Source organism: Rhodococcus sp. C3V, from assembly GCF_029269915.1.
Taxonomy (GTDB): domain Bacteria; phylum Actinomycetota; class Actinomycetes; order Mycobacteriales; family Mycobacteriaceae; genus Rhodococcus_F; species Rhodococcus_F qingshengii.
Genome location: NZ_JARJBE010000012.1, coordinates 146,163 through 160,788, shown reverse-complemented (window position 1 = coordinate 160,788; position 14,626 = coordinate 146,163). Strand labels below are relative to the sequence as shown.

Below are 14,626 nucleotides of genomic sequence, written 5' to 3'. Positions count from 1 at the left end.
CCGAGACGGGTGCCGGTTTGGTCTTGTCCCCCCGTGATGCGCTACGCTAACGCAGCCCAATCGGCACACCGAAAGTTCGGTGCGCCCCCGTAGCTCAGGGGATAGAGCGTTCGCCTCCGGAGCGAAAGGTCGCAGGTTCGAATCCTGCCGGGGGCACCACGAAGACGAAGGTCAGCGATTGATCGTCGACTTCTTCACGGTGCCACACCAAAATATTCAGGGCAATCTACCCGACTACTGTCGATCTCATGCCTCGCATCGATCCTGCTCCCACGTACACGATGCGTCAGCTGGCCGCGTTTGTCGCGGTAGCCGAGACCGGAACGATCAGTGCCGCGGCCGAGCGCCTGCACTTCTCTCCTTCCGCCCTGTCCGCGGCGCTCACCGAACTCGAACGCGCGCTCAAAGTTCAACTGTGCGTTCGCCGTCGCTCATTCGGCATTCAACTGACCCGCACCGGCGAATCCGTTCTGGTGCGCGCCCGGGCGCTACTTCAGCAAGCCGGGGAACTCGAATCCGATGCGCTCGGAACCGGCGGAAGCGTGTCGGGGCCCATCGCGATCGGCTGTTATCCCGCTCTGGGGCCGACGGTATTGCCGTCGATGATCGCCGGGTTCACCCGTGAGAATCCTGACGCGCAGGTGGAGTTCCGCGAGGACACTCAGAATCGGCTCCAGACACATCTCGAGAACGGCGAGTTGGACCTCGCAATCGCTTACGACCTGGACCTGTCTCCACAATTGCGCACAGTTCCGTTGGCCATCCGCGAACCCTTGATCGTCCTGGGTGCAGAACACCCACTCGCGCGGTCCGAGCGACCGATCCATCTTCCGGACCTCGCGGAACACCCGATGGTTCTCCTCGACGCGCCGCCGAGCACCAAACACGCGCTCGACGTCTGTCGCGCAGGCGGATTCGCCCCGAAGGTTGCCTACAGAACTGCGAACTTCGAGACGGCGCGAGCATTTGTCGGCCGTGGCCTCGGCTGGACGCTGCTACTCCAGCGGCCCAAGATCGACGTCACGTACGAGGGGCTCGAGGTGGTCGTCAAGACCATCGCTTCCCCCGCCGTGCCGTCGGTGCACGTAGTTCTCGCTTGGCACCAGAACACTCGCCTCAGCCGCGTCGCACGCGCTTTCATAGAATTCGTTTCACCCTCAGAACCTGCCCAATAGTCCCGCTACCAGGCAGCGGAGCTGGTTCCACGTATTTTCCGTGCAAGAACCTCCAATTCTTTCGCTTTTCAATTGTTGTGGCGCACGTCATTGTTTCTTCAAGCCACATTCATCTCGAAAGGCACTTCATGACCTCCATCGCCTCACCGACCGCAACGCGCGCCGCCGCGACGGTCAAGGCGCGTAAGGCCGCCCTCGGCAGCTTTGTCGGCACCGCCATCGAGTGGTACGACTTCTTCATCTACGGCACCGCCGCCGCACTCGTGCTCGGCAAGCAGTTCTTCCCCGGCACGTCCGATCTGGCCGGCACCCTCGCCGCCTTCGCCACCCTCGCCGTCGGATTCGTCGCGCGTCCCATCGGCGGAATCGTGATGGGCCACTTCGGCGACCGCATCGGACGCAAATCCATGTTGGTCACCTCGCTGATGCTGATGGGCTGCGCCACCGTTGCCATCGGGCTGCTACCCAACTACGCCGCTATCGGCGTCTTTGCCCCCATACTCCTGGTGACCTTGCGATTCGTTCAGGGACTCGGTGTCGGCGGCGAGTGGGGCGGCGCAGTTCTGGTCGCCACCGAAAACGCACCCGAGGGCAGGAAGGGGCTGTACGGCAGCGCACCACAAATCGGTGTTCCCGCAGGCGTACTGGTGGCCAATCTCGTCTATCTCCCCCTCGCCGCCTTCATGGACGACGATGCATTCAACTCCTGGGGATGGCGAATCCCGTTCCTGCTCAGCGCAGTTCTGGTGGGCGTTGCGATGTGGATCCGTCTCGGCCTCGAGGAAAGTGACGAGTTCACCGCGTCGAAGTCCGAGGCACCGGCGGAGTCCATGCCGATTCTCGAGGTTCTCACCAGACACTGGAAGACTGTGCTCCTCGCCGGTGGAACCTTCATCGCCACCAACGGAATCGCGTACGCGTACATGGTTTACGTCCTCAAGTACGGCGAGACCGAACTCGGCTTCAGCAAGACCACGATGCTCTTTCTTCTCATCGCATCCTGCCCGTTCTGGATGGCGGGAATGGCTTTCAGCGCTCACAAGTCGGACACTCTCGGACGCCGGACCGTCTACATCCGCAGTTCGATCACCCTGGTAGTGGCGGCAGCGGTGTTCTTTCCGCTGATCGACACAGCGATCGTTCCGGTGATGCTCGTATCGATGATCGCCCTCGGCTTCACGCTCGGCTGCTGCGCCGGCCCACAAGCGGCACTGTTCGCCGAATTGTTTCCCGCACACATCCGCTACAGCGGAGCGTCACTCGGCTACCAGATCGGCGCAATCCTCGGCGGCGGTCTGGCCCCGATGATCGCCACCGCGCTCTACGCCGCCTTCGACACCTCGTTCGCCATCACCGCCTACTTCGTGATCATTGCCGTGATCAGCCTGGTTTCCATCCTGCTGCTCCCGGAACCTCAATTGATCCCGAAAAACACTGCCGCACAGAAAGCCTCGTGACCATGTCGACCTACTTTCATCCGAAGAAGTACGCACCCGAGGACTTCGCCTCCCTGGCGCCTTCGGCCGACGCACTTCCCGTCGTGATCGTCGGAGCCGGCCCCGTCGGCATGGGCGTAGCCATGGGCTTGGCGCAGCGCGGCATTGCCGTCACGATTCTCGAAGCGGCCGATCAGGTCTCGTTCGGCAGTCGCGCGATCTGCGTGTCACGCCACAGCCTCGAAGTTGCCGAACGCCTCGGCTTCGGTGCCGAGCTCGAAGACCTCGTTCTGCCGTGGGTGGGTGGTCGGAGTTACTACCGCGATCAGGAAGTACTGCAGTTCCGCATGGCATCCGCCGAGCACGACGCGCGTGGACCCATGGTCAACGTCTCGCAATCCGAGTTCGAGCAGATCATGACCGACAAGCTGCTCGCTCACCCACTGGTGAACTTCCACTGGTCGTCGTCGATCGCCGGCATCTCCGTCGGTGACAACGAGGTGACTCTGACCGTCGACACCGCGTTCGGAACCCGCGAACTGCGCGCGGCGTGGGTCGTTGCCGCCGATGGTGGACGCAGCAAGATGCGCGAACTCAGCGGAATCCGCTTGCAGGGCAACAGCTACGAGGGCAACTACGTCATTGCCGACATTCATTGGGAATCGGAACTCCCGGCCGAGCGTCTGGTGTGGTTCGACGCACCCAGCAACCCGGGGTCCACGATCATCATGCATCGCCAACCACGGGACATCTGGCGCATCGACTACCAGCTCGACGCCTCGGACGATCCGGAAGCGGAGACGCAAGAAGATCGCATCCGTGACCGCATCACGCGTCACCTCGAATGGCTCCAGAGCGACATCCCCTGGACCCTGGAATGGTTCGGCTTCTACCGCGCCCACGCACTCGCTCTGGAAGATTTCACTCACGGCCGTGTGCTTTTTGCCGGCGACGCCGCGCATCTCGTTCCGATCTTCGGTGTTCGCGGCCTGAACTCGGGCATGGAAGACGCCGAGACCTTGGTGTGGCAACTAGCCGCCGTCATCAACGGAGCTGCCGATTCCACCATCCTCGACGCGTATTCGAAGGAACGTCGCAGCGCGTGGCAGCAGAACGTCGACAACGCAGGCAAGTCGACGCTCATCATGTCGCCGGGAAGTCACGGCTACCGGACCACCCGCGATGCCGTACTCGAACTCGCCACCAAGCGAAGCGAATTCGCGCACCTCATCAACCCGCGCCAGTCGAGTGCGACGCACGCCCGGCTCTCCCCGCTGACGTGGCCGACAGCTGCGGGCGCCGAGGGCGTACTACCCGGCGATCCGTTGGAAGACAGGGTCGTCCAGGTCTCGGCGGACGGTTCATCTACCTCCTTGAACAGTCTGCGCGGTACTGGATTCGGCCTGCTGGCTTTCGGACTGTCAGCTGAGCTGGTATCCGAACTCGACACGCAAGCCGAAATCCTTGCTCAGGCCCTTGCACCGGAAACCGTACGCGTGATCACCGTGGGAACTACCGACTCCACGGTTCCCGATGCCGAAGGCAATCTCGCATCTGCCCTCGGCGCTCGTGTCGGCGAAATCTTCGTGATTCGGCCCGACGGATTGGTGCTGTGCCGCATCAGCGATCCCACGCAATTGAACGACGTGGCCAAACACCTCACCGCCGGCACTGCGCCGACGCACTTCGATACGGCACAGTCGGCGACAACTGCGGTGGTCGACGACGAGGGCCACCGCGAACACGTCTGGTTGGCACTGTCGAATGCACTGGATCAGGCTGATCCGTCCGACCGCGAAGCCATGTTGGCGCGCCTTGCCTTGATTCTCGGTTCGCAAGCTACGTCGACGAGCTTCGACGTAGCACTGAAAGACGCTGCCCTGAAATCTGCCACCCGATAGTTCAGACACAGCAACTCGGCCGCGCAGGATTGTCTCCTACGCGGCCGAGCGCATTCGCGGATGAAGCAAGTATTCAGTTGACCTCGGCCAATTCCTTTTCTTCCTCAGCGCGCCTTTCACGCACGGATCTTCCCCGCTGCGACCTTCCACGTAACAGCGGCGAGACGGTGATCGCCAAGCCCACCAGCGCGACTCCGGTAACCAGGATCAGTCCGGGATGGAACTGCTCGAATCCGGCGGTACCGGCGCCGGACGCGGTGTGCGATCCAGCGGTCACGAGGGCAGTGGTCAGAGCGAGCACGAGCGCCGCACCGACCTGAGCGGAGGTGTTCACCAGCCCGGACGCCAAACCCTGCTCCGAGTCGTCGACACCCGAGGTGGCCTGGGCCATGATCGAGGTGTACCCCAGCGCGAATCCGAGTCCGAGCAGGATGACGCTCGGCAGAATCGCCACGACGTACGACGGTGAATCGCTGCCCGCGAAGAGGAACCAGAGGTACCCGACGCTGAGCGAGGTCAGTGCCGCGATGATGAGCTTGGCACTGCCGTACAGGTCGACCAGCCGTCCGACGAACGGCGATCCGAATGCGACGATGATGCCCGCGGGCAGCAGTGCCATCGCCATCTTCAGGGGCGACCAGCCGAGGGCCGACTGCAGGAAGATCGTCATCATGAACTGGAAGCTCAGGTAGGAACCGAAGAGCGCGATGATGGCCAGATTTGCACGAACGATGGTGCCGACGCGCAGAAGCCCAAGTCGCACAAGCGGATGCGCCACCTTCTTCTCCACGAAGAAGAACGTCGCCAGAAGCACGGCTGCGACAGCGAACGAACCCAGCGTCATCGGGTGTGCCCATCCACGGGTCGGAGCCGAAACCATCGTGTACACCGTGAGAAGCATTCCCGTCACCAGGGTGACGGCGCCGACGAGATCGTGTCCCCCGGTATCTGCGGGACGGTCCCGCGGAATGAGGAAGTACCCACCGATCAGCGCGATGACGGCAAACGGAACCGGCATCAGGAACGTGAATCGCCAACCGGCACTGGTCAACAGCCCACCGAGGATCAGACCGGACGAGTAACCACTGGCGCCGAACACGGAGAACACCGACAGCGCACGGTTACGGGCCGGACCTTCCTTGAACGTCGTGGTGAGAATGGACATTGCGGTCGGAGCGGTGAAGGCCGCAGCCAATCCCTTCACGAATCGTGATGCGATCAGCAGTGTTCCGTTGTCGACAAGGCCACCGACCAGCGAGGCGATTGCGAACACGGTCAGTGCGATCAGGAAGACCTTCCTGCGCCCGAGAAGATCGGCGGTACGTCCACCGAGTAGCAACAGGCCGCCGAATCCGAGGACGTAGCCGTTGATGATCCACTGCAGCGAGGTAGTGGACAGGCCCAGTTCATTGCCGATGGACGGAAGCGCGACGCCCACCATCGACACATCGAGACCGTCGAGGAACAACACGAGGCAGAGCACCGCGAGGATGCCCCACAGCTTGAGGGACCAGCCCTCCCCTGTGGCCGGAACCGAGGATTCCGTAGAAACCGGGGCGTCCGGCGAATCGAATGGTTTGAGTGTCGAGTCTGTGCAAGTCACGTCAGCGAGAATAGATGCACATGCACATAATGCACAAGCATTTAATGCAATTGCACGTAATCGAGTCTTCAACTAGAATGCGGTCGTGACGTCGGAATCCGAATTGCGCAACACCTGGCGCTCGCTGTCGACCAGCTACAACGACATCGCGTGCGAACTCGATCGCCAGATGCAGTCGGCGCATGGGCTGAGCATGAGCGACTTCGAGGCTCTCGACCGACTCATGGACGCCACGTGCGAACGTCCACGCATGCAGGAGCTTGCCTCGGAGATGTACCTGAGTCCCAGCGCGCTCTCCCGTAGCGTGGCCCGTCTCGAGAAGGCCGGACTGGTTCAGCGAGCACTGTGCGAGGCCGACCGGCGCGGAGTCTTCGTCGACGTCACCGACAAAGGACGTCAGGTACACGCGGACGCCAGCAAAATTCAACTGGCCGTACTGGATTCACGCCTGCGCGAGCAGTAGCCACACGTCAGCGGAGCACAACACAGCGCCCGGCCACCGGGTGAGGGCCGTTCCGGACTAGACTGAGCACATACCGACGCGCCTTTCTGTTGCCGTCGGCGATCGACAGCAGCGCAGCCAGCACGCTTTCACGCGGTCCTGGCCGAGGCAATCTGCCAGCGTTCCTGCGGCTTCTGCTAGTCCCTCAGGCTCCTGCCTGACATCTCTACCTGCTCCTATCGAGAGATACACAATTGAACAACGCACGCACCCTTGGAGTCATCGGACAGTCGAGCAAACCGGCAGAACGCCGGTTGCCGATCCATCCTGCGCATTTCGATCGCATCGATGCCGAACTACGTTCTCGGATCTACCTCGAAGAAGGCTACGGTCACCCCTTCGGCTACTCCGACGACTACCTCTCGCGCCTCGTTGCCGGAATCCGCACGCGCAAGCAGATTTTGGCGGAAACCGATGTGGTTCTGCTACCGAAGCCGTTGGTGCGTGACCTCGCCGAGCTACGATCAGGTCAGGTTCTCTGGGGCTGGCCGCACTGTGTCCAGGACACCGAACTGACACAGATCGCGATCGACAAGAAACTGACTCTCATCGCCTTCGAGGCCATGAACTTCTGGCACAGCGACGGATCGTTCAATCTGCATGTGTTCCACAAGAACAACGAGCTCGCCGGTTATTGCTCGGTACTGCACGCCCTGCAGTTGATCGGTTCCACCGGTGACTACGGCCGGCGTCTCACCGCTGCCGTGATCGGTTTCGGAGCCACTGCACGCGGCGCGGTCACAGCACTCAAGGCGCACGGTATCCACGAAGTGGACGTCCTCACCCAGCGTGGAGTCACCGCCGTCAGCTCCCCCATCCACTCGGCGCGCATGGTCTCGTTCGACAACAACAACGGTGACGTCCGTGGCAGCCACGTCATGCTCGACAACCACAGCGTGCCGGTGCCCGGTTTCTTGGCCGAGCACGACATCGTCGTCAACTGCGTACTGCAGAACACGGACGCCCCACTGACGTTCCTGACCGAGGAAGACCTCATGGACTTCCAACCCGGCAGCCTCATCGTGGACGTATCGTGCGACGAAGGCATGGGCTTCAGTTGGGCTCGCCCCACCTCGTTTGCCGAGCCGACCTTCATCGTCGGTGACAACATCACCTACTACGGTGTCGACCACAGTCCGTCATACCTGTGGAACTCCGCGTCGTGGGAGATCAGCGAATCACTTCTTCCCTACCTGCCCACTGTGATGGCAGGAGAGACGGCCTGGAAGGCAGACGAGACCGTCGACCGCGCCATCGAAATCCGTGACGGCGTCATCGTGAATCCCGCCATTACGCGTTTCCAGCACCGCTCGTCGGACTACCCGCACGCTGTCATCGCGGAGTAGGCGCCCCGATCAGGCCTGGCCGGCTGCCGCATTGATCGGCGCCATGTCGAAATAGTCGCGCCAGGCTTTGATCTTTCCGTCCTCGACTTCGAACACCCCCATGACCGGGAGCGCTACCTCGGCGCCGTTGATGGTGAAGACGTCGACGCGCTCGTTCATGACGGTGTTGCCGTCCGCGACCTGACGCTTGATCTGAAAGTCGATGTTGCCGAAGGCACCGACAAACTGCTCGATGAACGCCCGGACGGCCTCGCGACCGACCACGGGCTCCATCGGGATGTTGTGATAAACGACGTCATCGGTGAAGTAGTCGACGATCTTTGCAACATCGGCGTCTGCCCACAGCGCACAGAAATCGGTGATCAGTTTGTCCGATGTCATTGTGTTCCAGCCTCTTTCGAATCGTCTTCGTGGGGTTCGATGATTGCCAGGATGCTTTCGATCTCGCCTGCCGGTATCCCGAAGTACTCGGTCACGAAAACCGTGACGGCCGGTGCCTGGCCGGGTGTTCCGAGGTCGAGCAGATACCGGGCTACTACGCTCTCGCCCCACTCACGCAGCGCGAGTTCACGTATCGCCACGATTCCGCGATATTGCTGGCCTTGTTCGAGCTCGTTGCTGATGAAGGCGCCGCTGTCACCGGTTCGCTGACCGTTCTCGACCCGCCAGGCGTCGGCGGCGAAGCGGACCTTCGTTGCGTCATGAGTGAGCAATGCGTTCACGTATTCACGCGCCATGGCGACGCGTCCGCTGACCGCAGACTCCGTGGAGTGCTTGGCAATTGCGCCCAGGATCGACTCCGACAACTCCGGTCGGCAGATCACGAGATCCGGCAGGTACGGATGAGATTCGTTGTAGAGCAGCGGCGAACCGTCGATGCGGCTGCAATGCAGTCCCGCCGCCTGTGCGACGCCGACGGGCGCAGCCGAATCCCATTCCCACTGCCCACCGGCGTGCAGGTACGCGTCGACCTCGCCGCGCACCACCGCCATCGCCTTGGCGCCGGCCGATCCCATGTGCACCACGTCGGCGCCGAGTTCGGCTGCCACCGCTTCGGTGAATGCGGGTGGTCGCGATCCGCTGACTACTACGCGGAGCGGCGAGTTGGCGGCAACCGAAGCTGCCTCGTCGCCACTGGAGTACACCGCTCCGAGCGCCGGCTGAGCAACCGCGGCTGCGGTAATTCCGCTACCGCGCTCCCAAAGCGCCACGTGCACTGCCCAATCCGCATGATTCGGCAAGCCGTATTCCTTGGAGCCGTCCAGCGGATCGATGATCCAGACCCGAGCTGCATCCAGACGACTGCGATCGTCGGCAGATTCCTCAGAGAGCACGGCATCGCCCGGCCGCTCGGCAGCCAACCGGTCGAGGATGTAGGAATCGGCGGCCTTGTCGCCCCGGCGACCCAGTTCACGACCGTCGTCGACACCCAGACCCTCGGCTCGGATCCCCAGGAGGATCGCACCGGCGGCCTGCGCCAATTCCGCCGCGAGTGCCTCGTCGGCGATTCTGCTGTGTGTGGATTCGCTCACCGGTCCAACACTTCCATAATTCGCAGCGCAAGTTCGGTAGGCGTTCCGTCTTCGGGTCTGATCACCAGCTCGGGACTTGTCGGAGCTTCGTAGGGATCGTCGACTCCGGTGAATCCCGTGATTTCCCCGGCCCTGGCCTTGGCGTACATGCCCTTGGGGTCTCGGGCTTCACATTGCTCGATCGGGGTGTCGACGTAGACCTCGACGAACTTCAGCCCGGCGGCCTCGTGCGCCGCCCGCACTCGATCACGATCTTCGCGGTACGGGCTTATCAGGCAGGCCACTGCCACTGCACCTGAATCAGCGAACAACTGCGCCACCGAGCCGACTCGGCGGACGTTCTCGGCGCGGTCATCGGCACTGAATCCCAGATCCGCGTTCAATCCGTGCCGGAGGTTGTCGCCGTCGAGGCGGTACGCCGGGATACCCGCGGCCACCAAGCGGCGTTCGAGTTCCACCGCGATCGTCGACTTACCCGAGGCCGAGAGACCGGTGAGCCACACGGTGGCGCCGGCAGTCGCACGTTCCTCGCGAGAAACCTCCGAACTGTGCCAGACGACGCGCGATTCCTTGAGCGTCGGACCGTTGATCATTCCGGCGGCGACGGTATTGCCCGTGGTCTCGTCCACGAGAATGAAGCTGCCCGTCACGCGGTTGCGGCGGTAGGGATCGAACATCAACGGCTGCTGCGTCTTGATCGAGATGCGGCCGATCTCGTTGAGGGACAGAGATTCTGCCTTCTCGTCGCGGTGCAGAGAATTGACGTCCAGCCGGTAGTCGAGCTTGACGATCTGCGCTTTCGTGGAGCGCGTGGTGTGCAGCAACGAGTAGCGATTGTTCTCCGACAGAGTTGTCTGTTCGGTCAACCAACAGACCATCGCATCGATTTCCTGCCCGACCTGCGGCCGGTTGTTGAGCCGACACAATTGGTCCCCGCGGCTGACGTCGAGATCGTCGGTCAGCTCGATGCATACGGCCGAGGGCGCAAACGCTTCGTCGATCACGTCACCGCCCGGCCCGTGGGCTGCCTTCACCGTCGAGGTGAATCCTGAAGGCAAAGCCACGATTTCGTCGCCGGGCTTGAAGACGCCGCTGGCCACCGTTCCGGCGTATCCACGGAAATCGTGGAGGTCGGCGTCGGTTTGCTTCTGCGGACGGATCACGTACTGCACCGGAAACCGAGCGTCGATCAAGTTGCGATCCGACGCGATGTGCACCTGCTCGAGATGGTGCAGCAGAGAAGGCCCGTCGTACCAGGACATGTTCTCGGTCCGGGCAACGATGTTGTCCCCCAACAGCGCCGAGACCGGAATGAACGTCAGGTCGTGAACGTCCAACTTGATAGCGAACTGTCGGAATTCTTCCTTGATCTCCTCGAACCGTTCCTGAGACCAGCCCACCAGGTCCATTTTGTTCACACACAGCACGAGGTGGGGTATCCCCAGGAGAGTGGACAAGAAGGCGTGCCGCCGCGTCTGTTCGAGCACCCCTTTGCGAGCATCCACCAGGATCAGGGCAAGGTCGGCCGTCGACGCGCCGGTCACCATGTTGCGGGTGTACTGCTCGTGCCCGGGAGTGTCCGCGATGATGAACTTCCGATGAGGGGTCGCGAAATACCGGTGGGCCACGTCGATCGTGATGCCCTGTTCACGCTCGGCGCGCAATCCGTCGGTCAGTAGCGCGAGGTTGGCGTACTCGTCGCCGCGTTCTCGACTGCTCCGTTCCACGGCCTCGAGTTGGTCCTCGAAGATCGACTTGGAGTCGTAGAGCAAGCGGCCGATGAGTGTCGATTTTCCGTCGTCGACACTGCCCGCTGTAGCGACTCTCAGCAGTTGCGGCATCAGAAGTACCCCTCTTTCTTACGATCTTCCATGCCAGCTTCGGAAATCCGGTCATCAGCTCTGGTTGCGCCACGCTCCGTGATACGGCTCGCCGCAACTTCTTCCACGACAGCGCCCGGTGTTTCGGCCGACGATTCGACGCATCCGGTACACGTTGCGTCGCCGACCGTACGGAAGCGCACCAACGCCTCGTAGGACTCTTCGCCGGCGCGCAACTCAAGGAAGCGGGTGCGTGCCAACAACATTCCGTCGCGTGGAACCACCTCGCGACGATGGGCGTAGTAGATGCCGGGGAGGTCGATCTGCTCGCTCTCGATGTACTGCCAGATGTCGAGCTCTGTCCAGTTGGAGAGCGGGAAGATCCGAATATGTTCGCCCTTACGGTGTTTGCCGTTGTACAGGTTCCACAGTTCAGGTCGCTGCACCTTCGGATCCCATTGCCCGAACTCGTCCCGGAAGCTGAACACCCTCTCTTTGGCGCGCGCCTTCTCCTCGTCTCGGCGAGCACCACCGAACACGGCGTCGAACTTGTTGTCGCGAATTCCGCGCAGCAACGCGTGCGTCTGCAGGCGATTGCGACTGGAACCGACTCCGGTGTCCTCGATGACGCGTCCGGCGTCGATGTCGTCCTGCACGCTGGAGACGACAAGACGCAGGTTGAAGCGATCGACCGTCTGGTCGCGGAATTCGATCACCTCGTCGAAATTGTGACCGGTGTCGACGTGCATCACAGCGAACGGCAGTGGGGCAGGCCAGAATGCCTTGGCCGCTACGTGCAGCATCACGACGGAATCCTTACCTCCGGAGAACAGGAGGACCGGCTTTTCGAAAGTCGCTGCGACTTCGCGGAAAATATGGACCGCCTCCGCTTCGAGTGCTCGCAGATGCGACAACTCGTAGGCGGGCGGGGTCTGGAGTGTTGCCATGTCTTTCGCTCCTGAGCATCACGTACTCCGTGCGGAACACCATTTCCGCATCGGTACATTTATGTACCGGACTGGTTCTAAATTGAACGCAATCACAGAATAGAACTCGTTCTACCCAAAGGTCAATGACCGGCAATCAGACGTCACAGACCGCGAACCGGACTCCTGCCACCAACTTCCGCCGTCACCGCATCCGCCGCCGCAACCAGCGCCGCGGCGCGGCGCTCGATCTCGGCGCCCGTGATCGCCCCACCCACATACAGAGTGAGCACAAGGGCCTGATGCCCCTCGGCGTCGTAGGTCGGGGCGGCAATGAGACTCACCGGATGCTCGTCGTCAGAGCTGATGTCGCGTCCGAGATACACCCTCTCGCCCAGGCTCGAGACCATCTCACCGAGCAGTTCACGCACCTCCGGCGGAAGATCGTGCGTCGCAACGCCCGCCATCAGCGTGTGCAGTCGCTGCCCGACGGGATCCAGACTCTCGACCAGATACCCCGCAGCCCGACACTCGCGGACCACGTTCCACAGACGCTCGCGATCCAAGCGCACCGGTAGGCTCGGCTCTTTGCTCAGCCAACTGTCCATGTCGTGATCCGAACCCCAGAGGACGTACATCAGTCCGACCGGTGGAGCGAACGGGTACACCTGACCGACCTTGGCGGCGCGACGCGCGCCGATCGGTCCGGTCACTTCGAGAACGCTGATCTGATCACCGATCACACCGGACGCCGTGCACGTCGTCCCGAACTCCGTGCTCACTTTCTCCAGATGGGTGCGGGCAATGGGTCCGACGGCAAATCCCCGCTGAGCTGCACGTCCGGCCGCGATCAAGGCCGGACCGAGCCCATAGGTCTTCGACACCTCGTCCCGAGTCAGGTATCCACGATCAGCCAGCGCCGTGAGGATTCCCAAGCAGGTGGGCTTGCTGATCTCGAGCGCGCGGGCCAGTTCCGACAGCCCGAACCGCTGATCAGGGCGGCCGACGAGGTAGTCGAGCACCTGAACCACCCGTTCGGTGGGAGGCGATTGCCTCCCCCTCGAGCGTGCTGCTTCAGGCGCCTTCTCCGGTCCACCCATTGACCACTCCCTAGAACGCGTTCTATTGTCGAAATACCCAACATCTACCAAATAGGTACATATTTGTACCACGACGCTCTGGACCGGCGACATAGTCGGAACTGTGAGGAGCCAGCGTGCTGACGGACCCGTTTGCCGAGGCGATCGCCGAAGCCGAGAAATTGATCGAGACTGCGCCGCACATCAGATCCGAACAGGATCTACTGGAGGGATACCAATATCTGGCCGGCGGAATCATTGCGACGACGCATGCCGCCTGGGCCGGCGAAAAGACCCATCCGAGTTTCATCCAGGGCACCGGACCATTCACCAAGATGGGCCTCGACAACCCCGACACTCTGTACTTCGGCGCCCGTATCAACGACGACAAGGAATACAAGGTCACCGGAAAGCGCGGCACCACAGCCGATCTCAGCTTCCAGGTGTTGAGTGGGAACTACACCAACTCGAACGTTCCCGGCAGCGAAATCGCCTTCGACGACCGCGAGTTGGAGATAGACGACGACGGTAACTTCGTCGCTTGGTTCGGCCCCGGCCCTGCCGACGGCCGAGCCAACTACTACACCCTGGCGCCCGGATCCTCGCAGCTGGTCGTTCGCGAGGTCTACAGCGACTGGAGTCAGCAGCGCGGTGTGATCCGCATCGAGCGCACCGATTCGATCGGGATCGCGCCGCCACCTCTCACCGCCGAAGAGACCGAGAAGCGTTACGCCCGGGCTGGGAAGGCACTGGTCACGCGGGTCAAGACGTGGCTCCAGTTCCCGGAGTGGTTCTACCTCAAGCTCACGGTCAACACCATGACCGAACCACGCCTGACACCGGGCGGGCTGGCAACGCAGTACTCGTCGGTGGGACATTACGAACTCACCGACGAGCAGGCGATGATCATCACCGTTCCCGCCTCCGACGCACCGTATCTCGGCTTCCAACTGGGGAGCCTCTGGTACATCTCACTGGACTACGTCAATCATCAGACCTCCCTCAACAACGGCCAGGCACAGGTCGATCCGGACGGGATGGTTCGAATGGTGGTCAGCGAGAAGAACCCCGGTGTCACCAACTGGATCGAAACCGTCGGACATCCGCGCGGCATTCTGCAGTTCCGTTGGCAGCGCGTGTCCCGCGAGCTGACGCCGCAGGACGGTCCCACCGTCGAAATCGTCGCCGTCGCAGATATTGCGAAGCACCTGCCGCATTTCGACACCAACGCCATCACCGCCGAGGACTGGGCAGCACGCATTGCCCAGCGCCAGGCCGCCATCGACAACCGAATGCTGGGGTAATC

General features: G+C 62.2%; 12 protein-coding genes and 1 tRNA gene. 7 read left to right on the top strand and 6 right to left on the bottom strand.

The annotated features are described in order from the left end of the window. The first annotated feature begins 83 nt into the window (after positions 1–83). From P3G66_RS26410 to P3G66_RS26395, 4 genes are all read left to right on the top strand, one after another. Positions 84–159, top strand: a tRNA-Arg gene (locus P3G66_RS26410). A gap of 89 nt (positions 160–248) precedes the next feature. Continuing rightward, positions 249–1,175, top strand: a complete 927-nt coding sequence (locus P3G66_RS26405; RefSeq protein ID WP_276117336.1) for a LysR substrate-binding domain-containing protein — start codon at positions 249–251, stop codon at positions 1,173–1,175. Between the two features lie 128 nt (positions 1,176–1,303). Next, complete coding sequence (locus P3G66_RS26400; protein WP_007726181.1) at positions 1,304–2,632, top strand: MFS transporter; 1,329 nt, start codon at positions 1,304–1,306, stop codon at positions 2,630–2,632. A gap of 2 nt (positions 2,633–2,634) precedes the next feature. Then, positions 2,635–4,512, top strand: a complete 1,878-nt coding sequence (locus tag P3G66_RS26395) for an FAD-dependent monooxygenase (protein ID WP_065456556.1) — start codon at positions 2,635–2,637, stop codon at positions 4,510–4,512. Positions 4,513–4,585: 73 nt separating this feature from the next. Here the strand turns inward: P3G66_RS26395 and P3G66_RS26390 are convergent, their stop codons facing one another. After that, positions 4,586–6,115, bottom strand: a complete 1,530-nt coding sequence (locus tag P3G66_RS26390) for an MFS transporter (protein WP_212634098.1) — start codon at positions 6,113–6,115, stop codon at positions 4,586–4,588. Between the two features lie 85 nt (positions 6,116–6,200). Between P3G66_RS26390 and P3G66_RS26385 the strand changes: the two genes are divergently transcribed. Both P3G66_RS26385 and P3G66_RS26380 read left to right on the top strand, forming a co-directional pair. Then, complete coding sequence (locus tag P3G66_RS26385) at positions 6,201–6,578, top strand: MarR family transcriptional regulator (RefSeq protein WP_003941367.1); 378 nt, start codon at positions 6,201–6,203, stop codon at positions 6,576–6,578. 233 nt (positions 6,579–6,811) lie between these two features. Then, positions 6,812–7,963, top strand: a complete 1,152-nt coding sequence (locus P3G66_RS26380; protein ID WP_030537325.1) for a N(5)-(carboxyethyl)ornithine synthase — start codon at positions 6,812–6,814, stop codon at positions 7,961–7,963. Between the two features lie 9 nt (positions 7,964–7,972). Here P3G66_RS26380 and P3G66_RS26375 read toward each other — a convergent pair whose 3' ends face one another. The 5 genes from P3G66_RS26375 to P3G66_RS26355 all read right to left on the bottom strand — a co-directional run bounded on the left by P3G66_RS26375 (position 7,973) and on the right by P3G66_RS26355 (position 13,341). Further along, positions 7,973–8,344, bottom strand: coding sequence for a limonene-1,2-epoxide hydrolase family protein (locus P3G66_RS26375; RefSeq protein ID WP_007726173.1), 372 nt, complete (start codon positions 8,342–8,344; stop codon positions 7,973–7,975). Then, entirely contained in the window at positions 8,341–9,495 is a 1,155-nt protein-coding gene (locus tag P3G66_RS26370; RefSeq protein WP_047270166.1) for a 3'(2'),5'-bisphosphate nucleotidase CysQ, read from the bottom strand. Before P3G66_RS26370 ends, P3G66_RS26375 begins: the two co-directional genes overlap by 4 nt. Then, positions 9,492–11,336 carry an adenylyl-sulfate kinase gene (cysC, locus tag P3G66_RS26365; protein WP_276117335.1) on the bottom strand — a complete coding sequence of 615 codons (1,845 nt, stop codon included), beginning with the start codon at positions 11,334–11,336 and terminating at the stop codon, positions 9,492–9,494. The genes P3G66_RS26370 and cysC overlap by 4 nt, the downstream gene beginning before the upstream one ends. Next, positions 11,336–12,262 carry a sulfate adenylyltransferase subunit CysD gene (cysD, locus tag P3G66_RS26360; RefSeq protein WP_003941285.1) on the bottom strand — a complete coding sequence of 309 codons (927 nt, stop codon included), beginning with the start codon at positions 12,260–12,262 and terminating at the stop codon, positions 11,336–11,338. Before cysD ends, cysC begins: the two co-directional genes overlap by 1 nt. Positions 12,263–12,405: 143 nt before the next feature. Beyond that, entirely contained in the window at positions 12,406–13,341 is a 936-nt protein-coding gene (locus P3G66_RS26355; RefSeq protein ID WP_030537323.1) for a helix-turn-helix domain-containing protein, read from the bottom strand. A gap of 116 nt (positions 13,342–13,457) precedes the next feature. Between P3G66_RS26355 and P3G66_RS26350 the strand changes: the two genes are divergently transcribed. Continuing rightward, entirely contained in the window at positions 13,458–14,624 is a 1,167-nt protein-coding gene (locus P3G66_RS26350; protein WP_064075259.1) for a hypothetical protein, read from the top strand. Positions 14,625–14,626: the final 2 nt, after the last annotated feature.